Origin of the sequence: Streptomyces sp. HP-A2021 (assembly GCF_022807935.1) — a bacterium.
GTDB lineage: Bacteria > Actinomycetota > Actinomycetes > Streptomycetales > Streptomycetaceae > Streptomyces > Streptomyces afghaniensis.
The window spans coordinates 7458351-7481864 of sequence record NZ_CP094344.1 but is presented as its reverse complement, the minus strand read 5'-3'; the positions used below and the strand labels follow the sequence as shown (position 1 = coordinate 7481864).

General features: G+C 70.2%; 25 protein-coding genes. 4 read left to right on the top strand and 21 right to left on the bottom strand.

Annotation, left to right across the window (positions count from 1 at the left end; translation table 11 throughout):
• Window positions 1-35: 35 nt before the first annotated feature.
• The 4 genes from MQE23_RS33785 to MQE23_RS33770 all read right to left on the bottom strand — a co-directional run bounded on the left by MQE23_RS33785 (window position 36) and on the right by MQE23_RS33770 (window position 5728).
• Window positions 36-677: a GntR family transcriptional regulator gene (locus MQE23_RS33785; protein ID WP_243381101.1), complete on the bottom strand. Its 642-nt coding sequence runs from the start codon at window positions 675-677 to the stop codon at window positions 36-38.
• Window positions 678-768: 91 nt separating this feature from the next.
• On the bottom strand, window positions 769-2352 hold the full coding sequence (locus MQE23_RS33780; RefSeq protein WP_243381099.1) for a TROVE domain-containing protein: 1584 nt from the start codon (window positions 2350-2352) through the stop codon (window positions 769-771).
• A 361-nt stretch (window positions 2353-2713) separates the two neighbouring features.
• On the bottom strand, window positions 2714-4156 hold the full coding sequence (locus MQE23_RS33775) for an alkaline phosphatase PhoX (protein ID WP_243381097.1): 1443 nt from the start codon (window positions 4154-4156) through the stop codon (window positions 2714-2716).
• Between the two features lie 153 nt (window positions 4157-4309).
• Entirely contained in the window at window positions 4310-5728 is a 1419-nt protein-coding gene (locus MQE23_RS33770) for a hypothetical protein (protein WP_037670456.1), read from the bottom strand.
• 306 nt (window positions 5729-6034) lie between these two features.
• Between MQE23_RS33770 and MQE23_RS33765 the strand changes: the two genes are divergently transcribed.
• Entirely contained in the window at window positions 6035-7864 is a 1830-nt protein-coding gene (locus MQE23_RS33765; protein ID WP_243381096.1) for an endonuclease/exonuclease/phosphatase family protein, read from the top strand.
• Between the two features lie 57 nt (window positions 7865-7921).
• Here the strand turns inward: MQE23_RS33765 and MQE23_RS33760 are convergent, their stop codons facing one another.
• The 3 genes from MQE23_RS33760 to MQE23_RS33750 form a co-directional block, all read right to left on the bottom strand.
• Entirely contained in the window at window positions 7922-8608 is a 687-nt protein-coding gene (locus MQE23_RS33760; protein WP_243381094.1) for an antibiotic biosynthesis monooxygenase, read from the bottom strand.
• Window positions 8609-8992: 384 nt separating this feature from the next.
• Window positions 8993-9364: a DUF3618 domain-containing protein gene (locus MQE23_RS33755; protein ID WP_020274000.1), complete on the bottom strand. Its 372-nt coding sequence runs from the start codon at window positions 9362-9364 to the stop codon at window positions 8993-8995.
• Window positions 9361-9780: a phage holin family protein gene (locus tag MQE23_RS33750; protein WP_020273999.1), complete on the bottom strand. Its 420-nt coding sequence runs from the start codon at window positions 9778-9780 to the stop codon at window positions 9361-9363. Before MQE23_RS33750 ends, MQE23_RS33755 begins: the two co-directional genes overlap by 4 nt.
• 175 nt (window positions 9781-9955) lie before the next feature.
• Between MQE23_RS33750 and dapA the strand changes: the two genes are divergently transcribed.
• Window positions 9956-10840: a 4-hydroxy-tetrahydrodipicolinate synthase gene (dapA, locus tag MQE23_RS33745; RefSeq protein ID WP_020273998.1), complete on the top strand. Its 885-nt coding sequence runs from the start codon at window positions 9956-9958 to the stop codon at window positions 10838-10840.
• Here the strand turns inward: dapA and MQE23_RS33740 are convergent, their stop codons facing one another.
• The 3 genes from MQE23_RS33740 to MQE23_RS33730 all read right to left on the bottom strand — a co-directional run bounded on the left by MQE23_RS33740 (window position 10841) and on the right by MQE23_RS33730 (window position 12999).
• Complete coding sequence (locus MQE23_RS33740) at window positions 10841-12052, bottom strand: hypothetical protein (RefSeq protein ID WP_020273997.1); 1212 nt, start codon at window positions 12050-12052, stop codon at window positions 10841-10843.
• Window positions 12049-12606, bottom strand: a complete 558-nt coding sequence (locus tag MQE23_RS33735; protein WP_020273996.1) for a SigE family RNA polymerase sigma factor — start codon at window positions 12604-12606, stop codon at window positions 12049-12051. Before MQE23_RS33735 ends, MQE23_RS33740 begins: the two co-directional genes overlap by 4 nt.
• Window positions 12607-12768: 162 nt before the next feature.
• Window positions 12769-12999 (bottom strand): hypothetical protein, encoded by a 231-nt coding sequence (locus tag MQE23_RS33730; protein ID WP_037670464.1) that lies wholly within the window; start codon window positions 12997-12999, stop codon window positions 12769-12771.
• A 239-nt stretch (window positions 13000-13238) separates the two neighbouring features.
• Here MQE23_RS33730 and MQE23_RS33725 point away from each other — a divergent pair, with 239 nt between their 5' ends.
• Entirely contained in the window at window positions 13239-13730 is a 492-nt protein-coding gene (locus MQE23_RS33725; protein WP_243381092.1) for a hypothetical protein, read from the top strand.
• Between the two features lie 130 nt (window positions 13731-13860).
• Here MQE23_RS33725 and dapD read toward each other — a convergent pair whose 3' ends face one another.
• The 3 genes from dapD to MQE23_RS33710 form a co-directional block, all read right to left on the bottom strand.
• The gene (gene dapD, locus MQE23_RS33720) at window positions 13861-14850 is read right to left on the bottom strand and encodes a 2,3,4,5-tetrahydropyridine-2,6-dicarboxylate N-succinyltransferase (protein ID WP_020273993.1); all 990 of its coding nucleotides are present in this window, start codon (window positions 14848-14850) and stop codon (window positions 13861-13863) included.
• Window positions 14851-14968: 118 nt separating this feature from the next.
• Entirely contained in the window at window positions 14969-15517 is a 549-nt protein-coding gene (locus tag MQE23_RS33715) for a TetR family transcriptional regulator (protein ID WP_243381091.1), read from the bottom strand.
• Entirely contained in the window at window positions 15517-15837 is a 321-nt protein-coding gene (locus MQE23_RS33710) for a multidrug efflux SMR transporter (RefSeq protein ID WP_020273991.1), read from the bottom strand. The genes MQE23_RS33715 and MQE23_RS33710 overlap by 1 nt, the downstream gene beginning before the upstream one ends.
• A 181-nt stretch (window positions 15838-16018) precedes the next feature.
• Between MQE23_RS33710 and MQE23_RS33705 the strand changes: the two genes are divergently transcribed.
• Window positions 16019-16849 carry an AbfB domain-containing protein gene (locus MQE23_RS33705; RefSeq protein WP_037670453.1) on the top strand — a complete coding sequence of 277 codons (831 nt, stop codon included), beginning with the start codon at window positions 16019-16021 and terminating at the stop codon, window positions 16847-16849.
• 100 nt (window positions 16850-16949) lie between these two features.
• Here the strand turns inward: MQE23_RS33705 and MQE23_RS33700 are convergent, their stop codons facing one another.
• Genes MQE23_RS33700 through MQE23_RS33665 form a run of 8 tightly spaced genes read right to left on the bottom strand, consistent with a single transcriptional unit; the run spans window position 16950 to window position 23508 of the window.
• On the bottom strand, window positions 16950-17282 hold the full coding sequence (locus MQE23_RS33700; RefSeq protein WP_010039749.1) for a metal-sulfur cluster assembly factor: 333 nt from the start codon (window positions 17280-17282) through the stop codon (window positions 16950-16952).
• Window positions 17279-17749, bottom strand: a complete 471-nt coding sequence (sufU, locus tag MQE23_RS33695; protein ID WP_020273989.1) for a Fe-S cluster assembly sulfur transfer protein SufU — start codon at window positions 17747-17749, stop codon at window positions 17279-17281. The genes MQE23_RS33700 and sufU overlap by 4 nt, the downstream gene beginning before the upstream one ends.
• Window positions 17750-17764: 15 nt before the next feature.
• The gene (locus tag MQE23_RS33690; protein ID WP_020273988.1) at window positions 17765-19021 is read right to left on the bottom strand and encodes a cysteine desulfurase; all 1257 of its coding nucleotides are present in this window, start codon (window positions 19019-19021) and stop codon (window positions 17765-17767) included.
• Complete coding sequence (gene sufC / locus MQE23_RS33685) at window positions 19018-19782, bottom strand: Fe-S cluster assembly ATPase SufC (RefSeq protein ID WP_020273987.1); 765 nt, start codon at window positions 19780-19782, stop codon at window positions 19018-19020. Before sufC ends, MQE23_RS33690 begins: the two co-directional genes overlap by 4 nt.
• 7 nt (window positions 19783-19789) lie before the next feature.
• The gene (locus MQE23_RS33680) at window positions 19790-20107 is read right to left on the bottom strand and encodes a non-heme iron oxygenase ferredoxin subunit (RefSeq protein ID WP_020273986.1); all 318 of its coding nucleotides are present in this window, start codon (window positions 20105-20107) and stop codon (window positions 19790-19792) included.
• Window positions 20104-21288: a Fe-S cluster assembly protein SufD gene (gene sufD / locus MQE23_RS33675; protein ID WP_243381089.1), complete on the bottom strand. Its 1185-nt coding sequence runs from the start codon at window positions 21286-21288 to the stop codon at window positions 20104-20106. Before sufD ends, MQE23_RS33680 begins: the two co-directional genes overlap by 4 nt.
• Before the next feature lie 58 nt (window positions 21289-21346).
• Window positions 21347-22768, bottom strand: coding sequence for a Fe-S cluster assembly protein SufB (sufB, locus tag MQE23_RS33670; RefSeq protein ID WP_020273984.1), 1422 nt, complete (start codon window positions 22766-22768; stop codon window positions 21347-21349).
• Entirely contained in the window at window positions 22765-23508 is a 744-nt protein-coding gene (locus tag MQE23_RS33665) for an ArsR family transcriptional regulator (protein WP_020273983.1), read from the bottom strand. The genes sufB and MQE23_RS33665 overlap by 4 nt, the downstream gene beginning before the upstream one ends.
• Window positions 23509-23514: the final 6 nt, after the last annotated feature.

The window sequence follows — 23514 nt, the reverse complement described above, 5'->3', positions numbered from 1 at the left end:
GTCCTCCCGGGGTCGGGACGGGATGGGGATCGGTCTCAGTCGGCGAGCTCTTCGAGCCCTCGCCAGATCTCCGCCGTGACGCGGACCGCCTCGGCCACGTCACCGGCCGCGCAGGCCTCGATCAGCCGCTCGTGCAGTCCGGCCGAACGGCAGCTGCCGCCCTCGCCGAAGCGCTGTCGCTCCAGGCGGCGGATGAGCGGGGTGTAGCGGGCGACGGTCGCGGCCGCCGCTCGGTTGCCGCTCACCCGGACGAGGACGTCGTGCAGCGCGTCGTCCGCACGCAGGGCCCCGTCCACGTCTCCGGTGCCGACGGCGGCGGCGAACCGCTGGTTGGCGGCGCGCATCGCCTCGATGTCCGCGGCACCCAGCCGGGGCACGGCGACCCGCGTCACGAGCTCGTGCATGGCGCCGGCCACGGCGGCGGCGTCCCTGACGTCGGAGGCCACGAGCGGGGTCACCCGGGTGTAGCTCTGCGGCTTGCTCTCCAGCAGCCCCTCGTCCACGAGCCGGGAGAACGCCTCCCGCACCGGCGCCCGGGACAGCCCCAGCCGCTCCGCGAGCTCGGCGTCCCGCACCGCCGCGCCGGGTTCGATCTCCCCGGCCACGATGGCGTCCCGGATCGCCTCGTACGCCCGGTCCCTGAGCAGGGTCCGGGGCACGGGCCGGATGGCCTCCATGGACTGAAATGTTAGATGTCAGTCCATGTGAGAACAAGGGCCCTGACAAGATCGTGGCCCGCACTCCCCTCGCGGTGCGGGCCACGGTCTCTCAGGCCGCCCAGGGCCAGTCGGCGTTCCGGGAGGCCTCGATCAGCGGAACCATCCGGAAGGCCGCGTCCGTCAGGCCTCCGAAGGTGTGCCGGTTCCCCGTTCCCGACGGGCCGTGGCCCGCCCGGTATCCGGCGAGGTTCCAGGTGTAGACCGGCACGTCGGCCGGGACCTGCTCGGTCGGGTCGCCGCGGTGGTGGTGCGTGTACTGCTCGTCGGTGACGATCAGCACCCGGTCGTGCTTCCGGTAGTGCCGGCGCACCGCCTCGGTGGTGTCGGTGCCACCCAGATCGCCGAAGCGGCCGAGGATCTTCAGCACCGACTCGCCCTTGCGGAACTTCACGCGGTCGCTCGTCGAGCCGAACTCGACCAGGTCAGCGCACTCCGCCCGCAGCGCGAGCGCCGTGCCGAAGATCGCGGCGGCGTCGGCGCGGTTGAGCTCCGAGCGGTCGGACAGCCGCGACCAGAACATCGAGCCCGAGCGGTCCACGAGCACCAGGGTCCGGCCGGGCAGCGCGGGCACGTTGGCCAGCGAGTGGCCGAGCGCCCGCTCCAGCGCGTACGACCAGCGCAGCGACGGCGCGTGCTGGTACGCGGCGAGGTACCGGAAGGGGAACTGCCGCGAGCGCGCGACCTCCGCGGGGTCGCTGATCCGCGCGGCGACCCGCTCGGCCACCTCGTCGGACACCCCGGCCTCGTCGAAGTTCCGCAGGTTGCGCACGAGCGCCATGACGCCCATGGACGGAATCACGGCCTCCCAGGCCGCCTTGTCCATCGGCCCCTGGAGCCAGCCCGCCAGCGTCTCCCACGTCATCCCGGCCGCGGCCAGCCGCTCGGCACCGCCCTCGGCGGTCACGACCGCGCGCCGCTCGGCCACCGGCAGCGCCATCAGCTCGCGGTGGGCGGTGAGGACGCGGTCCGACGCGGGCGGCACCGCGGTGTCGGGGTGGTGCCGCCGGTCGAGGGCGTACCGGAACAGCTCGCCCTGCCAGGGCTTGTCCGGGTCCGGCGCGGCGTGCACGAGGTTGAGGATGTCGCCGAAGCGGTAGCCCTTGGAGGCGGTGTCGTACTTCAGCAGCGCCTTGCCGTGGTAGAGCCGGCGCACGGCGTCGGCGATGCCGCGCTTGACCGGCTTGGGCACATTGCGGCCGTACGTCGCCGTCCAGTAGGCGAGCAGTTCGCCGGGCTCGTCGGGCCGCTGGAGCACGGAGGCGACGACCTGCCGGCCCGTCGGCCCGCCGGTCGCGCCCGCGTCCAGGCGGGCCTTGACGTACTCGGCGGCGCCGACGACGGAGGCCGTCCGCAGGTTGCCCTCGCCGCGCAGCCAGCCGAGCAGGCCGGCCGTCCACGCAGGGTCGGTGACGGCGAGTTCGCGCAAGAGCTTCGCGAAGCGGTCGTCGCGGTCGGCGCCGGTCTCGTAGAAGGTCTGCTGGGAAACAAAGTTGGACACGGCCAGCAGGAAGAGCTCGGAGCGTGCGTCACGCTCGCGGCCCCGGCCGCCCTCGTAGGTGCGCAGCACACGCCCGGTGGAGGTCACACGGGAGACGGGACGTGCCCGCGCCGCCTTGCCGTTGAATCGCGCCATGATGAATTCCCCCGAATTCTTTACAGGTTCCCGAATGCTTGAGAGGTTTCCGGGGGAAGCGCGCATGAGAAAGGTGGGCGCCCGAGGACAGAATTCGGCGACGGACTTATCCGGATGCTCTGCCGATTGAGCTACAGCGACCCGAAGTCGCTGACGGGATTCGAACCCGCAACATTCCGATCAAATGAAGTAACCGTTGCCTGCGCACCGGGCACCCACCCCATGCTGCGCCTCCCGAGATCAAGTCGGCGGCGGCGTCGGATTCTTTGGAAGAGAAGTAGCCGCTGCCATCGCACCGGGAGGTGCGTGACGTTGTGATCTCACTGTAGGAGGCGCAGTGCGGGACCTGCGAGTGAATTAATTACCGCTTCTGCCGCTTCCAGGGGCCGGTGATGGCGAGCAGGATGCCCGGGTCCTGGATGTTGGCGTAAAGGGTCTTGCCGTCGGGCGAGAAGGTGACACCGGCGAATTCGCTGTACTCCGGCTCCTCTTCGGTGCCGACGTTCAGGTCGTTGCGGGCGATCGGGTACGTGCGGCCGCTCTCGGTGGCGCCGAAGAGGTGCGAGACGCCCTCGCCGTCCTCGGCCAGGACGATGCCGCCGTACGGGGAGACGGTGATGTTGTCGGGGCCGTCGAACGCGCCGTCCTTCGAGGGGTCGGGGTTCACACCGAGCAGGACCTTCAACGTCAGCGTCCGGCGCTTGGGGTCGTAGAACCAGACCTGGCCGTCGTGCCGGCCGGGGCTCTCCTCGCGGGCGTACGAGGAGACGATGTAGGCGCCCCCGTCGCCCCACCACATGCCCTCCAGCTTGCGGGCGCGGGTGACCTCGTCGGCGGCGAACTGCTTGCGCACGGGGGTCGTACGGGCGTCGCGGTCGGGTACGTCCACCCAGTCGACGCCGTAGACGGTGCCGATCTTCGTGGCGCGGGACAGGTCGTCGACGAACTTCCCGCCCGAGTCGAAGCACTTGGGCGCCTGGAGGACACCGGCGTCGTCGGCGAGCTCGCGGAACTTCCCGGGGCCGTACGCGAATCCCTTGGGCGGGGTCCAGCGGTAGAAGAGGCCGTTGGGGCCGGCGGCGTCCTCGGTGAGGTAGGCGTGGCCGCGCCTGGGGTCGATGACGACGGCCTCGTGGTCGTAGCGGCCGAAGAACTTCAGCGGCTTGGGGCCGCGGTTGGCGCGCCGGTCGCACGGGTCGACCTCGAAGACGTAACCGTGGTCCTTGGTCATGCCGTTGACGCCGGCCTTGTCGGAGTTTTCCTCGCAGGTGAGCCAGGTGCCCCACGGCGTACTTCCACCGGCGCAGTTGGTGGAGGTGCCCGCAATGCCCACCCACTCGGCGACCCGTCCGTCGGGGCGTATCTCGACGACCGTGCAGCCGCCGGCGGCGGCCGGGTCGTAGACGAGGCCCTCGGTGAGCGGAACGGGGTACTTCCAGTTGGCGCGCGGGCCCTTCAGCTCGTGGTTGTTGACGAGCAGGGTGGTACCGCGGGGGCCGTCGAAGGTGGCGGTGCCGTCGTGGTTGGACGGCGTGAACTCACCGGACTCCAGCTTGGTCTTTCCGCTGTGGGTGATGATGCGGTACGTGAAGCCCGCGGGCAGGGCGAGGATCCCCTCGGGGTCCGGCACGAGCGGGCCGTAGCCGACACCGTGCCGGGCGTCCGCCGCGCCCTGCGCACTGTCGGTGTCGTAGGACGCGAGGGCGTTCGGCGCGGTGGCGAGGGCGCCGACACTGCCCGCCAGCGCGACACCGGCACCGGTGATCGCGGAGGTTCTGGCGAAGTCCCTGCGGGTGAGCGACATGGTGTCTCCTGTGACGGTGGATATGCCGTGGAGGGTGGCGGACCTCGATCACCGCCACCGTCCCGCTCATCCATGAACGCCGGTTGAACAACACCCCAGGGGCGCGGGGAACTGCGCGACAAGCCACAACGCACCCGCACCCGCAATACGAACTCAGCCCCCCTGCTGCGACCGCGCCTTGAACGCAGCCTTCCGCGCCTCCTTCGCAACCTTCTTGTCCGGATGCAACCGCCCCATCGCCTCCAGCACATCAGCCGTCGCGGGGTGCTCAACCCGCCAGACAGCCTCGAAAAACCCACCGTGCTGCCGCGCAAGCCCCTCGACCAACGCCCGCAACTCCTCGGAGTTCCCCTCGGCAGCCAGCTGCGCGGCCACCGTGTCGATGGTCAGCCAATAGACCATCGCCTCCGACGGCGGGGGCACATCCACCGCACCGTGCTCGGTCAGCCACACCCGGGCGAGCCCGCCCAGCTCGGCGTCATCGAGCACCTCCCGCAGCGCCGGCTCGGCCGAAGCACCCACCAGCGACAACGCCTGCTGACACCGCAACCGCCGCAGCGGCGCCCCGGCGTCCGACCCCCGGGCCGCCGCCAGCAACTCCCGCGCCGCCGCGAGCGATTCCCGCCGCTGAAGCCACTGCTCCGTCTCGGCCTGCGCAGCACCCGGCGGGAACGCCGCCGTACCGTCGAGCAGCGCGTCGGCTCCCTTGTCCGCGAGGTCCCCGACGGCCGGCGCCTCGAATCCGGCCTCCAGCAGCCGGGCCCGCAGGCCGTAGAGCCCGAGCGGGGTGAGCCGGACCATGCCGTACCGGGAGACGTCGGTGTCGTCGACGGGCGCCGCGGGCTCCTCGTCGGCATCGGCCATGAGCGCCTCGTCCACGGGCTGGTACGCCACGAGCCCCACCGGCTCCAGCATCCGGAACTGGTCGTCCAGCCGCATCATCGCGTCGGACACCTGCTCCAGGACGTCGTTGGTCGGCTCGCTCATGTCGCTGGGCACGATCACCGACGCGGCCAGCGCGGGCAGCGGCACCGGAGCCCCGGCGGGCGTGTCCTCGCCGGCGGTCAGCAGGTAGAGGTTGCCGAGCACACCGTCGAGGAACTCGGCCTCGGCCTCCGGGTCCCAGTCGAGGGCGGAGAGGTCGACCTCGCCGTCCTCGGCCACGAGTCCGTCCAGGTCGGGCACGCTCGCGTCGGCGAGCACCGTCTCCAGGGCCGCGAGCCACACCGCGAGCACGTCCTGCGGCGAGCCGCCGGTGAGGAGCGCGAGGTCCTCGCCCGCCGTGACCGTGCCCTCCTCCTCGTCGACGATCTCGACGAGCCCGGTGTCCACGGCCACCCGCCACGCCTCGCTGGCGTCGGCGGCGGCGTCGTCCCCGCTCAGTCCGAGCGCCTCGGCGGCCGCGGGCAACTGCTCGTCGACGAGCCCTCCCCCGGCGTCGACCCGGGTCTCCGGCCCGGCCCAGCGGGCCAGCCGGGCGGCCCGGGACAGCAACGGCGTGGACAGCGCGTCGCGCGCCAGCTCCGCTTCGGAAGTCAGCCGCACCGGCGGCAGGGGGGAGCTGTCTGACATCGGGGGTTTCTCCTAGCGGCGCCTCATACGACTCAGCCGCTCAGCCTAGACGGATTTACACCCATGCCGCCTACTTCATGTCCCCGTCAGGTGCTGTACATGGCCGAAACCTTGACAAGTGACCTGAGCAGGCTGGAGATTGACGCGCGTAGAAGTCGGCGGACACTTGTTCACCGGGTCGGCCCCACCAGTCCCGCCGTCCACCGTCCTCTACGCGCGTCACACCGCCCGCCCCACAGGTAGCGGCAGACAGTCCACGCACCACCCTCGTCCCGGCGCCCTGTCACGTCCCCGGAGGGATTCCCGTTGCCGAGCAAGTCGTCCGCGCGCCTCGCCGCGCTCACCGTCGCCGCCGTGTGCTCCGCGGCATCCACGATCGTCCTCACCACCCCTGCCCACGCGGACTCGGTCCGCATCCACGACATCCAGGGCAGCACCCGGATATCCCCGTACGCCGGCAAGCAGGTCACCGATGTGACCGGAATCGTCACCGGCATCCGGACCTACGGCTCGTCCCGCGGCTTCTGGATCCAGGACCCGGACCCGGACGCCGACCCGGCGACCAGTGAGGGCGTCTTCGTCTTCACCAGCTCGACGCCGAAGGGGGTCGCCGTCGGCGACTCCGTCACGGTCAGCGGCACGGTCTCGGAGTACGTCCCCGGCGGCACCGCCTCCGGCAACCAGTCCCTGACGGAGATCACCAAGCCGACGACCACGGTCGTCTCCAGCGGCAACCAGCTCCCGGCCGCCACGACGATCGACGCCAGGTCGGTCCCCGCCGCCTACGCGCCGGCCGGCGACACCACGGCGAACGGCTCGATCAACGCCCTGCCACTCAAGCCCTCGAAGTACGCCCTGGACCACTACGAGGCCCTGGAGGGCATGACCGTCCGCGTCACCGACACCCGTGTCGTCGGCGCCACCGACCCGTACAGCGAACTCTGGGTGACGGTGAAGCCGCACGAGAACCGCAACCGCCACGGCGGCACGGTCTACGGCTCCTACGACGCCCAGAACACCGGCCGGCTCCAGATCCAGTCCATCGGCTCGACGGCGGACTTCCCGAAGGCGAACGTCGGCGACACGCTCACCGGCACGACGGCGGGCCCGCTGGACTACAACCAGTTCGGCGGCTACACCCTGGTCGCGAGCGAACTCGGCACCCTCGAGTCCGCGGGCCTGAAGCGCGAGACGACGCGCAAGCAGCGCTCCTCGGAACTCGCGGTCGCCACCTACAACGTCGAGAACCTCGACCCGACGGACGACACCTTCGCCGAGCACGCCTCCGCGATCGTGAACAACCTCAAGTCGCCGGACATCGTGTCCCTGGAGGAGATCCAGGACAACAACGGCGCGAAGAACGACGGTACGGTCGCCGCCGACCAGACCATGACCAAGCTGATCGACGCGATCGTCGCGGCCGGCGGCCCGAGGTACGACTGGCGCTCGATCGACCCGGCCGACAACACGGACGGCGGCGAGCCCGGCGGCAACATCCGCCAGGCCTTCCTCTTCAACCCGGAGCGGGTCTCCTTCACTGACCGCGCGGGCGGCGACGCCACGACGGCGACCGGCGTGACGAAGATCCACGGCAAGGCGCACCTGACGCTCAGCCCCGGCCGCATCGCGCCCGCCGACGAGGCCTGGAAGAACAGCCGCAAGCCGCTGGCCGGCGAGTTCGCCTTCCGCGGCCGCACGGTCTTCGTGATCGCCAACCACTTCAACTCCAAGGGCGGCGACCAGGGCCTGACCTCCCAGTACCAGCCGCCGGCCCGCAGCTCCGAGACCCAGCGCCACCGGCAGGCCACGCTGGTGAACGCCTTCGTCAAGGACATCCTCGACACCCAGAAGAACGCGGACGTCATCGCCCTGGGCGACATCAACGACTTCGAGTTCTCCGGCACCACCAAGCTCCTCGAAGGCCGCGGCGAACTCTGGTCGGCGATCAAGTCGCTGCCCAGGAGCGAGCGTTACTCGTACGTCTACCAGGGCAACAGCCAGGTCCTCGACCAGATCCTGATCAGCCCGTCGATCCGCCGCGACTGCGACTTCGCGTACGACAGCGTGCACGTCAACGCGGAGTTCAACGACCAGATCAGCGACCACGACCCGCAGGTCCTGCGCTTCCGCCCGTAATCACGGGCCAGGGGCCGGCTGCACCATGGGTCCAGCCGGCCCCAGGGCACACCCCACTCATCCGGACACGAGCCCCAGGGCATGCCGGTACCGGCTCCCGCTCACCGCGCCCACCCCCGGGTACGTCCGCACCCGCTCCCACATGTCGGTCCCGGGCGCCGCCAAGGCCTCGTCATAGGCCTGATCGCTCTCCCACTCGGCGTAGTTCAGCACGTGCCCGCCATCGGTACTCAGATGGAAATGGGCGGAGATCAGCCCGGCGTGGCCCTCCGGATCGTCCCCCAGGGCCTTGAGCACGAGATCGACCCACTCCTCGCGCCGCTCCCCGGCCCCTTCCTCGAAGTCGATCCGCACGGTGACGATCAGTCCCGGCACCCGCACGTCCCCCATGTTCCGCTCCCGGCTGCGATACCGCCGGTACCGGCCGAGCCCCACGCGCTCGATCCCCGGCACGGCGGTGTCGATCTCGTCGACCCGCTCCTGCCGATGAGTCTTGACGAAGGCCTCGTATCCCTGCTCGCTGCTCCACTGCGAGTGATGCATCAGCGTGGAGCCGTCGTGCCCCGTGTAGACGTGGTAGCCCAGCAGATCACCGGTGGGCCACGGCCGCCGCTCCCACGTCCGCCCGATCACCTCCACGGTCTGCTGCTGCCGCTCGGGTGTGCCGACTCGCCAGGTGCTGAAGAAGGGAGCACCGATCCGGGGGTCGGTGAGGTCGGGGTGCTGCTCGGTTCGACGGCTCATGGAACACTCCAGTCGTATGCGCCGGTTGCTGCACACCCCACCTTTCAACCTCGACCAAGCTTGAGGTCAAGCGGGGTTGCTGCGCAGCCCGACACCTACCGCTGGAGTCGGGTGGGTCCGCAACCCGGCGGAGCCGGGTGCCGCTGCGCCCACCCGTGCCGCCCTCAGCGGCACGATTGCCCGCAGCCAGGGCAACCACGACGCACCCCGCACCCGCGTACGCACGGAAGGGGACGTGTCGGGGGGTGTCCGCCCGCAGCGGTTGGCGCGTCAACGCCAGTCAGTCGGTAGGTGACCCCATCGCGCCGTTCCGAGGACGGACACCCCCCGGCGCGGCCCCGACCCACCACCCGGCGAGCAGGCGCTACGCGCACCCCCACCCGCTCAGCGATGCACGAGATGCCAGAGACGTCCGTGAGCGGCCTGCTGCCGACGCCGCAACACCCCGACAGTCACCACCACAGCCCCCGCAGCCGCCCCGGCAACCAGCACCGGCTTGGGATGCCGAGGCCCCGCATGCGTCACATGCGTCGCCTTGTCCTGCACCGTATGCCCGGCCTGCGCGGCGCTGCTGCGCAACTGCACCGTCATCGCCCCGGCCTTGTCCCGCAGATCGGCCGCCCGCGCCCGCGCACGCCCCTTCACATCCGCCTTCCCCGCCAGCTCTTCCACCGTGTTCCCGAGTTCACCACGGGTCCGCTCGATCTGCTGCCGCAGCTCGTCGGGCCCCTTGGCCCCACCCGTCGCGTCCGTCATCGATGTGCCCTTTCCTTGATCTCCTCCACGTCCGCCCTGACACTGCCGAGAGCCGCCTCAGGCGTGGGAGGCGTGGCCCGGCGCAACTGCGCCCGGCCGGCAGCGCCCAGCACGGCCGCGATCACGAACAGCACCCCCGTCACGATGAGCGCCGCGGCCCAGACGGACAGCACCAGCGAGAGGGCGGCGACCCCCGTCCCGGCCAGCGCGAGCAGCCCGGCGTAGGCGACGGCACCCGCCGCACCGAGCAGCCCACCGCCACGCCCCGCACGCCGCCCCTTCTCGGCCAGTTCTTCCTTGGCCAGAGCAACTTCCTGCCGCAGGAGCCGGGAGAGCTGCTCCGTGGCCTGTGAGACGAGCTCGCCCACGGAGTGGTGCTCGTCGTGCACGGCCCGATGATCGATGGTCCCGGTCACGGTGTTCCGCCTCCTCTCGAAGTAGGAACCCCCGAGTACCCGGCCCATCCCCGGCTACCCCTGCGGACGGCCTGCCTGGACTCCCCGGAGTCGGCACGGCCGGAAAGCATCTCTTAGGAATACCAGGTAGCAGAATTAACTAGAGCTACACAGTCATGCTGCCGACACTACTCACATGACGACCCCCTTCGGCCGCGCCCTGTGCGCCATGATCACCCCGTTCACGACGTCCGGCGCACTGGACCTCGACGGCGCCCAGCGCCTCGCCGCCCACCTGGTCGCACAGGGCTGCGACGGCCTCGTCCTGTCCGGCACGACGGGCGAGTCACCCACCACCACGGACGCCGAGAAGTCGGCCCTGATCGCAGCCGTCCGCGAGGCCGTGGCCGACCGGGCGTCGATCGTCGCGGGCGTCGGCACGCCCGACACCCGCCACACCGTCGACCTGGCCCGGGAGGCGGAAAAGGCGGGCGCGGACGGCCTGTTGGTGGTGGCGCCGTACTACAGCAGACCCCCGCAGGACGCGATCGAGGCGCACTTCCGCGAGATCGCCGACGCCAGTGAGCTCCCGCTCATGCTCTACGACATCCCGAACCGCACCGGCGTCCGAGTCGAAGCGGAGACGATCCTCCGCCTCTCCGCGCACCCCATGATCGTGGCGGTCAAGGACTGCTCCTACGACTTCCTGGCCGCCCAGAAGGTGCTGGCCCGCACGGACCTGGCGTACTACGCGGGCTGCGACGAGCACAACCTCGCCCTGTACGCGGTGGGCGGGGCCGGCTACGTCAGCACGGTGTCGAACGTGATCCCGGCCCGGCTGCGAGCCGTCCTGGACGCGTTCGACGCGGGCGACACGACCCGGGCGGCCCGCCTCCAGCAGCAGGCCACCCCGCTCATCGAGGCGATCATGTCGGCGGGCCTGCCGGGCACGGTGACGACGAAGGCGCTCCTCACCGCCCTGGACCTGCCCGCGGGCCCGGTCCGCGCCCCGCTCCGGCCGGCCGGCCCCGCCACGGCCGACGCCCTGCTGGCGCTCCACGCGGACCTCACCCGGACCTGATCACCGCTCCGCGAACACCGGCTCCCACCGCCCCTCGGTGTTGTCCTTGGGCGACCGGAAATCACTGAGCGGGGTCGTCTTCTCGCCGCCGATGGACACCAGCACCAGCCGCTGGTGGTACTCGTTCCCGTCCGGCCCGATGTCCCAGGCGACGAGCGAGTTTCCGTCCGCCCAGGCGAGCAACTGCTGCCCGCGTACCTCGCGCTGCTTCCCGGTGCGCGCGTCGAGCACGAAGGACGACGTCTTCCACTTCTGCCCCGCGAACGGGCCGGCGACGAGCTGCCCGTCCGGCGACACGCCCGCGTCGACGGACCAGTCCCGGTACCGTTCCAGCTCGGGCGCGGGGACTTCCTTGCCGGTGAAGTCGTAGAACTTCTCGCCGGGTTCGGTGGGCATCCCCGACCAGACGAGACGGCCGTCGCGGGTGAACGCGAAGTCCTGGCGCGAGTTGATGAACACTTCGGGATTGTGCGCACCCCCGCCGATCTCCACCCCCGCCCAGGAACTGCTTCCGGAGGCCACGTCGATGACGTGGAACCCGGTCCGGTCCGACTGCATGAAGGGGGCGTCCCAGCCCTCCGACCCGTCGATCTTCACCCGGCGGTCGGGGTTCTTGCTGTACGTCGTCGCGACGAGCTTCCTGCCGTCGGTGGAGAACTCCACCCCAGCCACCGGCCGGTCGACCGGGATCCACCGCTTGACCTGACCGCTCGCCAGGTCGAGCAGCCCGATACGCGGCACGGGCAGGTCCCGTTCGAGAACGGCGGCGGTCGTCATCCCGGGGGCGACGGCGACGTACGACCACCGGTCGTCCTTCACGTACTTGTTCGTCTTCGGGTTCAGCAGCCAGTACGTGCGCCTGGAAACGGCACGGTCGGCGGACTGCTCGACGATCGATCTGGTGAAGTACGCGGCCAGGGCGACCCGGCCGGCCGCGATCAGATCGCGCGGCGGCGACTGGTCCGGACGGGCGGTGACGCCGGTCTGCTCCACGCCGCCCGAGGGACGAACGTCCTGCTTCCCCGAGTCCAGCATCGGCACGGCCACGGCGACGGCGACCACGGCGGCGGCCGCCGCGGCGGCGGAGGCGAGCCGGCGGCTGCGGCGGCGCCGGCGGACCGCGAGCACCCGGTCGGCGAAGCCGGGTGCCGCGGGCGGCTGCCCGTCGGCCTGGTCGCGCAGCGCGTCGCGCACGAGTTCGTCGACGTTCACTGACGCACCTCCACGGGCGAGTAGTCATGGGACGGCCGCTGTTCCGCGGCGGCCGGCCCCAGGGCGGCGAGCTCGGGGGCGAGGGCGCGCAGCCGGGCCAGGGAGCGGTGGGTGGCGGACCGTACGGTGCCGACGGAGCAGCCCAGGATGCGGGCCACCTCGGCCTCGGGCAGGTCCTCGAAATAGCGCAGCACGAGCACGGTGCGCTGCCGCGCGGTCAGCCGGGCCAGCGCACCCCGCATCACCAGGCGCAGCTCGGCCGCGCCGGAGGCGTCCGGGGCGGCGGAGGTCTCCGGCGGTTCGGCGACGCTCAGTTCGCGCCTCGGCCACTTCAGCCGCCAGCGGCTGACCTGCTGGCGGTAGAGGACCTGCCGGACATAGGCCTCGGGTTCGTCGATCCGGTGCCAGCGGCCCGCCGCCTTGATCAGCGCGTTCTGGAGCAGGTCCTCGCCCGCGTGCCGGTCGCCGCCGCTCAGCAGGACCGCGGTCTTCAGCAGCGCGGACGATCTGTTCGCCACGAATTCCCGGAAGCTCTCCTGCGCTTCGGCATCCATCGTCACCTTCGCTTTCCCCCGGGACGGACCCGCTGTCCGCCCCCGTACCCCTTGTGACGCGCGCGGGACTCTCCCGCTATGCCACCTGCCGGACACGAAAAACGGGCCGGGGCCCGTACCGCAAGTGTGCGCGGTACGGACCCCGGCCCGTCGAACTGCCGCTCAGTTCCAGGCGTACCCGTCACCGAACAGCAGCGTGTGCTCCAGCACGTCCTCCGCCGGGTCGTCGACCTGGCCGACGTTGACGTTGACCAGCCCGACCCGGTGGCCGTTGTGCGAGCCCGTGTTGGTCTCGTCGGCGTGCGCGGCCCCCGCCGGAAGCCAGCACACCGCCAGCGCCGTGACCGCCCCGGCCAGACAGCGCGCCACGGCCCGCCCCCGCTCGTTCCTCATGCCCCGGTCCTCGTTTCGTAGCTTCGGCTTCTGATCGGACACGGCGTCCACCCGTTCATAGGACCCTGCGCCCACCCGTTCATCTGCAAAAGCCACCACGAGGTCACGCCGGGTAACTCGTACGTGGCCGGTGACAACCAGGCACCGACCTCGTTCGCCGCCGACGTACACCATGTAAGCGTCACTGTCTGTGGTCCGCTTCCGAGCCACAGCTCCTTCCGTCCCTCCGAGGAGAACAGTTGCTTCTCAGCGATGCCGATGGGCTCTTCGCTGCCTTGGCTGCCCTGAAACTCCCACGCAGCGACTACGTGGTGTGCGGCTCTGCGGCCCTCTACGTACGCGGGTTACGCGCGCGCATGGGCGACCTTGATGTGCTCGCACGCGGCGAGGCCTGGCAGCGCGCCCTTCGTCTCGGCGCACCGGAGCCCACCATCTCCGGGTACGGACTCAGAGTCGTCCACCCGACTGCCTCGATAGAGATCGTGGACCGTTGGACCCCGGGTTGGTCAACGGACCGGCTCATCGAGGATGCGGACGTCATCGATGGCGTCCCGTTCATGCGCCTGGGTGACATCCTGCGGTGGAAGATCGCCGCTGCCAGACCCAAGGATCACGCCGACATCACGGCCATCCGCCACCTCTATCGCGTCTGGACCGGTGAAGTGGAGCCGCTCTTCCCGCCGGCTTCCGAGCCCTCAGACGCCTGGCGAGGCACACGAGGCAATGCATGAGCGCCCTCCCGGGCCGGCCATGGGCCGTGGAAGGGCGCTCAACGATGACCAACGTCGACAGCTACGACAGCTCAGAAGCAGGTTCAGGACGTTGATCAATGAGGCGGCCGCAGGTCACGGCCGCCCGTGATCAGTTGTGGCTGTGCAGGATCTCGTTCAGTCCGCCCCACACCGCGTTGTTCGGCCGGGCCTCGACGGTGCCGGTGACCGAGTTGCGGCGGAAGAGGATGTTGGAGGCGCCGGACAGCTCCCGGGCCTTGACGATCTGGCCGTCGGGCATGGTGACGCGGGTGCCGGCGGTGACGTAGAGGCCGGCCTCTACGACGCACTCGTCGCCGAGGGCGATTCCGACGCCCGCCTCGGCGCCGACCAGGCAGCGCTCGCCGATGGAGATGATGACGTTGCCGCCGCCGGACAGCGTGCCCATGGTCGAGGCGCCGCCGCCGATGTCCGAGCCGTCGCCGATCACGACGCCCGCGGAGATACGGCCCTCGACCATCGACGTGCCGAGCGTGCCGGCGTTGAAGTTGACGAAGCCCTCGTGCATGACGGTGGTGCCCTCGGCGAGGTGCGCGCCGAGGCGGACCCGGTCGGCGTCGGCGATGCGGACGCCCTTGGGGGCCACGTAGTCGGTCATGCGCGGGAACTTGTCGACCGAGGTGACCTGGAGGTGCAGGCCCTCGGCGCGGGCGTTCAGCCGCACCTTCTCGAGGTCGTCGACGGCGACCGGGCCGAGCGAGGTCCAGGCGACGTTGGCGAGGAAGCCGAAGATGCCGTCCAGGCTCTGGCCGTGCGGCTTGACCAGGCGGTGGGAGAGCAGGTGCAGACGCAGGTAGACGTCGTGCGCGTCGATCGGCTTCTCGTCGAGCGAGGCGATGACCGTGCGGACCGCGACCACCTCGACGCCCCGGCGGGCGTCCGGACCGATCGCCGCGGTCGCACCGCCGCCGAGCAGCTCGGCGGCCTGCTCGGCGGAGAGCCGCTCGGTGCCGGACGGGCCGGGCGCGTCGGCCAGCTCGGGCGCGGGGAACCAGGTGTCGAGGACGGTGCCGTCGGCGGCGACCGTGGCGAGGCCGGCGGCCACGGCGCCGGTGGTACGAGGAGCAGTCGTGTCGGTCATGAGGGCAACCTAACCGGCGGACAGCGGTCGATGCGAACCGGTGCAGGGACGTCTCACGTGCCGGGCGGTACGTCCCGGTGCAGGTCGACGGCACACAGCGGCGTCCCCACCACCGGCCTCACTCCCCCGCCCCCGCCACCACCCGCCCCAGCACCTCCCGGGCGTACGCCTCGTCGTACGGCACCCCGGTCAGCAGCACCTGGAGACAGATCCCGTCGACGACCGCCACCAGCGCCCGCGCGGTCACCGGATCCGTACGCCGGGACAGCAGCTCGGCGACGCCCTCGGCCCACTCGGCGGCGACGGGCCGCAGGGCGGGCCGGCGCAGGGCGGCGAGATAGAGCTCGTACTCCAGCTCGACGCCCGTGCGGTCGCCCGCGAGCCACTCCCCCATCCACGCGGCCAGCTCGGCGGCCAGGTCGGTCCGGGGATCCTCCAGCGCGCCCCGCCCGGCGACGACTTTGGCGAAGCCCTCGTTGGCCTGCCGCAGGGCGGCGACCAGCAGTTCGTCGAGGGTCTTGAAGTGGTACGTCGTCGAGCCGAGAGGCACATCGGCCTCGGCGGCGGCCGTGCGGTGGCTCAGCCCGGCGATGCCCTTCGCCCCGACGACCCGGATCGCCGCGTCGATGATCCGCTGCCGCCGCTCGGGGTCGTAGCGCCGGGGCATCAGTGGGCACCTCCCAGGTTCAGCACCACGACCCCGACGATGATCAGCGCGATCCCGGCGGCCTTGGCGCCGGTCATCCCCTCTCCCAGGAAGACGAACCCGATCGTGGCGATGGCGGCGGTGCCGGCACCGGCCCAGATCGCGTAGGCCGTTCCGACGGAGACGGTCTTCAGCGTCTGCGCGAGCAGCGCGAAGGAGACGAGGTAGCCGAGGAGCGTCAGCAGCGAGGGTCCGAGCCTGCTGAAGCCCTCGCTGTACTTCATGGCGGTCGTCGCACCCACCTCGGCGGCGATGGCCCCGGCCAGCAGCAGATAACCCATATGTACGAGCGTACACAACATCTGTACATCCGTACGCAACGAGGACGCGACGAGAGAAGAGATACCGCTTTCAACAAACGCCCCCCAGGGATCCCACTGGTCCACTACGGTGTCACCCGATCACACACCGGGCCACCACAACTGCGCCGCCGTCAAGGGTGCCCGCCGGAGGAAAAAGCGCATGTCAGAAGAGAAGTCCCGGCCCCCGCTGGACCGCCCGTGGGAGAGCGGCTGGGCCCCGGACACCACCCGGGCACCGGGGACGCGACGGCTCTGGATGGCAGGCGCTCTCGCCCTGGCCACCGTCACCGCGTGCGTGACGGCGATCGCCGTGATGGACAGCCGGACCGGCGAGCCGACCCCGTCGGCGGCGCAGCCGACAACCCTCAGCAGCTCGGCGCCGGGCGGCCTGATCTCCTTCGCGACGCCCTCCAAGGCGGGGAAAGCGCCCGCAAAGCACCACAAGCGCCCGTCCCCGACGCCCACCCGAAGCACATCGCCCCGCCCCGACGCCAGTCCGGAGCCGCACACGAAGGCGCCGAAGCCCCCGGCGTCCCAGAGGACTTCACCGAGCGCGAAGCCCCCGGCCGCCAAGAGCGGGACCTCCATACGCTCCGTCAACTACCCCGACCGCTACTGGCAGACCAGCGGCGGCTACGTCACCCTCGCCCAGGCCGGCTCGGCCTCGGCCCGCCGCAACGCCACCTTCGAACGGGTGGCGGGCCTGGCCGACCCCTCCTGCTACTCCTTCACCACGGCCGACGGCACCTACCTCCGCCACCGCAACTTCGTCCTGCGCGCGGAACGCAACGACGGCTCGTCCCTCTTCCGCAAGGACGCCACCTTCTGCCCCCGCCCCGCCAGTTACTCGGGCGCGATCATGCTGGAGTCGGCGAACTACCCGGGCCGCTTCCTCCGCCACCGCAACTTCCAACTCCGCCTCGAGCCGTACCAGTACGACGGCCTGTACCGCGCGGACTCGGCGTTCCGGCTGGTGGCCGGGCTGGACTGACAGGCGAACCGGACTGACACACGCGAAGGGGCGGCACCCCGGGAGGGTGCCGCCCCTTCGTCAGTCAGTGAACCTCAGACGTGGATCCCAGACGGGGTTCTCAGACGTTGAACCCGAGCGCCCGAAGCTGCTCCCGCCCGTCGTCCGTGATCTTGTCGGGGCCCCACGGCGGCATCCAGACCCAGTTGATGCGCAGCTCGTTGACGAGGCCGTCCGTGGCGGACTTGGCCTGGTCCTCGATGACGTCCGTCAGCGGACAGGCCGCGGAGGTCAGGGTCATGTCGACGGTCGCGATGTTCGACTCGTCGACGTGAATGCCGTAGATCAGGCCGAGGTTGACGACGTCGATGCCCAGTTCGGGGTCGACGACGTCCATCAGGGCCTCACGGAGTTCTTCCTCCGAGGCCGGCTTCATCTCCACGGTCTCGCTCATGCCGTCGTCTCCTTCTCGGCGTCGGCGCCGCCCAGCACCTGGGCCGTCGCGTCCTTCCAGGCCATCCAGCTCAGCAGGGCGCACTTGACCCGGGCCGGGTACTTGGACACCCCGGCGAACGCGACCGCGTCCTCCAGGATCTCCTCCATCGCGTCGTCGGGCACGAGCTTTCCCTTGGACTGCATCAGCTCCAGGAAGGTCTCCTGGATCTTCCGCGCGTCGGAGAACTCCTTGCCGACGAGGAGTTCGTTCAGTACGGAGGCCGAGGCCTGGCTGATCGAGCAGCCCTGGCCCTCGTACGAGACGTCCTCGATCTTCGTTCCGTCGTACTTCACGCGCAGTGTGATCTCGTCACCGCACGTCGGGTTGACGTGGTGCACCTCGGCGTCGCCATCCCGCAAGCCCCGCCCGTGCGGGTTCTTGTAGTGGTCCAGGATGACTTCCTGGTACATGGAGTCCAGTTTCACCGTTCAGCACGCCCTTCAGCCGAAGAAGTTCCGTACGTGCTCCAGGCCGTCGACCAGCGCGTCGATCTCGGCCGGCGTGGAGTACAGATAGAACGACGCTCGCGTGGTCGCAGGAATTCCGTACCGCAGGCAGACCGGCCGCGCGCAGTGGTGGCCGACCCGGACCGCGATGCCCTGTTCGTCGAGGACCTGGCCCACGTCGTGCGGGTGGATGTCCCCGAGGGTGAAGGAGATCGCCGCGCCCCGCTCCTCGGCCGTGGTCGGGCCGATGATGCGCAGGTCGGGGACCTCCAGCAGCCGCTTCACCGCGTACTCGGTGAGGGCGTGCTCGTGGGCGAGGATCTTGTCCATGCCGATCGAGTTGAGGTAGTCGATCGCCGCGCCGAGACCGACCGCCTGGGCGACCGGGGGCGTGCCCGCCTCGAACTTGTGCGGCGCCGGGGCGTAGGTCGAGGAGTGCATCGACACCGTCTCGATCATCTCGCCGCCGCCGAGGAACGGAGGCAGGTCCTCCAGCAGCTCCTGGCGGCCCCAGAGGACGCCGATGCCCGTCGGACCGCACATCTTGTGGCCGGTGAAGGCCACGAAGTCGGCCTGCAGGGCCTGCACGTCCAGCGGCATGTGCGGCGCGGCCTGCGAGGCGTCGATGCAGACCAGCGCACCGACCTGCTGGGCGCGGCGCACGATCGCCTCGACCGGGTTCTGGGTGCCCAGGATGTTGGAGACCAGCACGAAGGAGACGATCTTCGTCTTCTCGGTGATGACCTCGTCGATGTTGGACAGGTCCAGACGGCCGTCGTCGGTCAGGCCGAACCACTTCAGCTTCGCGCCCGTGCGCTGCGCGAGCAGCTGCCACGGGACGATGTTGGAGTGGTGCTCCATCTCCGTGATGACGATCTCGGTGTCGGAGTCCACGCGGTAGGGCTCGTCGGCCCAGCCCAGCATGTTCGCCACGAGGTTGAGCGACTCCGAGGCGTTCTTGGTGAAGATCACCTCGTCGCGCGAGGGCGCGTTGATGAACTCCGCGACCTTGTCGCGCGCGCCCTCGTACAGCGCCGTGGCCTCCTCGGCGAGGACGTGCACGCCACGATGGACGTTGGCGTTGTAGCGCTCGTAGTACTCGTTGAGGGCGTCCAGCACCTGACGCGGCTTCTGGCTGGTCGCCGCGTTGTCCAGGTACACGAGCTTCTTACCGTCGTGGACCTGGCGGTCCAGGATGGGGAAGTCCTTGCGGAGCGCCTCTGTGTCGAGGAGGCCCGGCAGCTGTGTCACGCGGATGCGCCACCCTTCGTGTATGCCTCGTAGCCCTCTTCCTCCAGCTTGTCGGCGAGCTCGGCACCGCCGGACTCGACGATCCGGCCGCCGGAGAAGACGTGCACGTGGTCGGGCTTGATGTAGCGGAGGATGCGCGTGTAGTGCGTGATCAGCAGGGTGCCGACCTCGCCCGTGTCACGGACGCGGTTCACACCCTCCGACACGACGCGCAGGGCGTCGACGTCGAGGCCGGAGTCGGTCTCGTCGAGGACCGCGATCTTCGGCTTGAGCAGCTCCAGCTGGAGGATCTCGTGGCGCTTCTTCTCACCGCCGGAGAAGCCCTCGTTGACGTTGCGCTCGGCGAAGGACGGGTCGATGTTGAGGCGCTCCATGGCCTCCTTGACCTCCTTCACCCAGGTGCGCAGCTTGGGGGCCTCGCCGCGGATGGCGGTCGCCGAGGTGCGCAGGAAGTTCGACACGGAGACACCCGGGACCTCGACCGGGTACTGCATCGCGAGGAACAGACCGGCGCGGGCCCGCTCGTCGACGGACATCTCCAGGACGTCCTCGCCGTCGAGGGTGACGGTGCCGCCGGTGATCGTGTACTTCGGGTGTCCCGCGAGGGAGTAGGCGAGGGTCGACTTGCCCGAGCCGTTGGGGCCCATGATGGCGTGCGTCTCGCCCTGCTTCACGGTGAGGTCGACACCCTTGAGGATTTCCTTCGTGCCGTTCTCGACCTCGACGGTGACGTGCAGGTCTCGGATTTCAAGCGTAGCCATGGGTGCCTCAGGACTCCTGGGTGAGGGAGACGAGCACGTCGTCCCCTTCGATCTTTACGGGATATACGGGGACGGGGCGCGTCGCGGGAAGGGCGTCGGGCTTGCCGGAGCGGAGGTCGAAGCGCGAGCCGTGCAGCCAGCACTCGATGTGGCAGTCGTCGACCTCGCCCTCCGACAGGGAGACGTTCGCGTGCGAGCAGATGTCGTGGATCGCGAACACCTCGCCCTCGGTCTGCACGATGGACACGGGCGTGCCGTCGAGTTCCACCCGCTTCGGGGTGTCCTCCTCCAGCTCGCCCAGTCCACAGGCGCGTACGAAGGTCATCCGACTGCCGCCTCCAGCTCCTCCTCGATCTTGGCGATCAGGCGCTCCTCGATGTCGGGGAGGCCGATCTGCTGGACCAGCTCGGCGAAGAAGCCGCGGACCACCAGGCGGCGGGCCTCGTGCTCCGGGATGCCGCGGGCCATGAGGTAGAAGAGCTGCTCGTCGTCGAAGCGGCCGGTGGCCGAGGCGTGGCCGGCGCCGACGATCTCGCCGGTTTCGATCTCGAGGTTCGGTACGGAGTCCACGCGGGCCCCGTCCGTGAGGACCAGGTTGCGGTTCATCTCGTACGTGTCGGTGCCCTCGGCCTTGGCCTCGATGAGCACGTCGCCGATCCACACCGCGTGGGCGCCGTCGCCCTGGAGCGCGCCCTTGTAGACGACGTTCGACTTGCAGTGCGGGACGTTGTGGTCGACCAGGAGGCGGTGCTCCTGGTGCTGGCCCTGGTCGGTGAAGTACAGGCCGAACAGCTCGGCCTCGCCGCCGGGGCCGGCGTACTGCACGCGCGGGTGGAGCCGGACGACGTCGCCGCCGAAGGTGACGACGACGGACTTGAAGGAGGCGTCGCGGCCGACGAGCGCGTTGTGCTGGGCGACGTGCACGGCCTTGTCGTCCCAGTCCTGGACGGAGACGACGGTCAGCTTGGCGCCGTCGCCCAGGAGGTAGTCGACGTTGGCGGCGAGCACCGCGTCACCGGTGTGGTCGATGACCACGACGGCCTCGGCGAAGGCGCCCAGCTCGATCACCTGGTGGCCGAAGGCGGTGCCGCCCTGGCCGTGCACCGCGATGCGGATCGGCTCGGTGAGGACGGTCTCCTTCGGGACGGTCACGACCGAGGCCTTCTCGAAGGCCGAGTAGGCCTGGGCGGCGACGCGGTCCACCGGGGTGCCCGCCTTGCCGAGCCGGGCGTCGTCGCGGCCGACGGCCTCGACGGTGACGCCCTCGGGGGCCTGGACGTCGACCTTCACGCCGTCGCCGTTCGCCACGGCGGTGCCGTCGTGCAGCCCGCGCAGGCGCTCCAGCGGGGTGAACCGCCACTCCTCCTCACGGCCGTGCGGGACGGGGAAGTCCGCCACGTCGAAGGAGGGGGGCGCGCTCATGCGGGTGGCGACGGTCGACTCGGCCGCCACCGCGATCGAGCCGGTGGTGGTGGAGCCCACCGGGATGTTCTGGGCCTCAGCCATGGCTGTCGTAGTGCTCGCTTTCCGTTGCGTAAGGGGCCTGATGGGACTGCGGCGGGTGTTAGCCGACCGCGCCTTCCATCTGCAGCTCGATCAGCCGGTTGAGCTCCAGCGCGTACTCCATGGGGAGCTCCTTGGCGATGGGCTCGACGAAGCCGCGCACGATCATCGCCATCGCCTCGAACTCACTCAGACCGCGGCTCATCAGGTAGAAGAGCTGGTCCTCGGAGACCTTGGAGACGGTGGCCTCGTGACCCATGGACACGTCGTCCTCACGGACGTCCACGTAGGGGTAGGTGTCCGAGCGGGAGATCGTGTCGACCAGCAGCGCGTCACAGAGCACGTTCGACTTGGAGCCCGCGGCGCCCTCGCCGATCTCGATCAGACCGCGGTAGGACGTACGGCCGCCACCGCGCGCGACGGACTTCGACACGATGTTGGACGACGTGTTCGGCGCCATGTGGACCATCTTGGCGCCCGCGTCCTGGTGCTGGCCCTCGCCGGCGAAGGCGATGGACAGCGTCTCGCCCTTGGCGTGCTCGCCCATCAGGTAGACGGCCGGGTACTTCATCGTCACCTTGGAGCCGATGTTGCCGTCGACCCACTCCATGGTCGCGCCCTCGTAGGCCACGGCGCGCTTGGTGACCAGGTTGTAGACGTTGTTCGACCAGTTCTGGATGGTCGTGTAGCGGCAGCGGGCGTTCTTCTTGACGATGATCTCGACGACCGCGGAGTGCAGCGAGTCCGACTTGTAGATCGGGGCGGTGCAGCCCTCGACGTAGTGCACGTAGGCACCCTCGTCGACGATGATCAGGGTCCGCTCGAACTGGCCCATGTTCTCCGTGTTGATGCGGAAGTAGGCCTGGAGCGGGATCTCCACGTGGACGCCCGGCGGCACGTAGATGAAGGAGCCGCCCGACCACACGGCGGAGTTCAGCGACGCGAACTTGTTGTCGCCGACGGGGATGACGGTCCCGAAGTACTCCTTGAAGAGCTCCGGGTGCTCCTTCAGGGCCGTGTCGGTGTCGAGGAAGATGACGCCCTGCTCCTCCAGGTCCTCACGGATCTGGTGGTAGACGACCTCCGACTCGTACTGCGCGGCGACACCGGCGACGAGGCGGTTCTTCTCGGCCTCGGGGATGCCCAGCTTGTCGTACGTGTTCTTGATGTCCTCGGGCAGGTCCTCCCAGGAGGCCGCCTGCTTCTCCGTGGAGCGCACGAAGTACTTGATGTTGTCGAAGTCGATCCCCGACAGGTCCGAGCCCCAGTTCGGCATGGGCTTCTTCTCGAACAGGCGCAGGCCCTTGAGGCGGAGCTTGGTCATCCACTCCGGCTCGTTCTTCTTGGCGGAGATGTCGCGGACGACGTCCTCGTTGATGCCGCGCTTGGCAGAGGCGCCGGCCGTGTCGGAGTCGGCCCAGCCGTATTCGTACTTGCCCAGGCCCTCGAGCTCAGGGTGGGCAGTCTCCGTGGGGAGAGTCATGCGGGGTTCCTCCCGGCCGTGCTTGCAGATGCGTTGTGGGAAATCTTGGGGATGAACGTCGTGCAGACGCCGTCGCCGTGCGCGATGGTGGCGAGCCGCTGTACGTGCGTACCGAGCAGCTCGGCGAAAAATTCCGTCTCCGCCTCGCACAACTGCGGGAACTGCTCGGCGACGTGGGCGACCGGGCAGTGGTGCTGGCAGAGCTGTTCACCCTTCTGCGGGTGGGGCGCACTGCGCGCCGTAGCAGCGTACCCGTCGGCGCTCAGGGCCTTGGCCAGGGCTTCCGTCCGCTGCTCGGGCGCGGCGGTCTCGACCGCCTCGCGGTACGCGCTCGCCTGCGCGGCGATCCTGGCGCGGGCGAAGGCGGCGATCGCCTCGTTCCCGCCCTCGCGGTCGGCGATCCAGCGCAGCGCGTCCGCCGCGAGCTTGTCGTACGACTGGTCGAAGGCGTCCCGGCCGCAGTCGGTCAGGGCGAACACCTTGGCCGGCCGGCCGCGGGTGCGCGCGCCGTAGACCCGCTGCTCGCGCGCCTCGACGACACCGTCGCCCGCAAGGGCGTCGAGGTGCCGGCGCACGGCCGCCTGGGTGAGGCCCAGCCGCTCGGCGAGTTCGGCGACGGTCGACGGCCCGTGGTCCAGGATGGACCGCGCGACTCGGTTGCGGGTGGACCGCTCCCCGGTCGCGAGCTCCTCCTGAGGGGCCCCCGTGGGGGTCTCCCGAGCCTCGCCGACGTTTTTCACAACGCC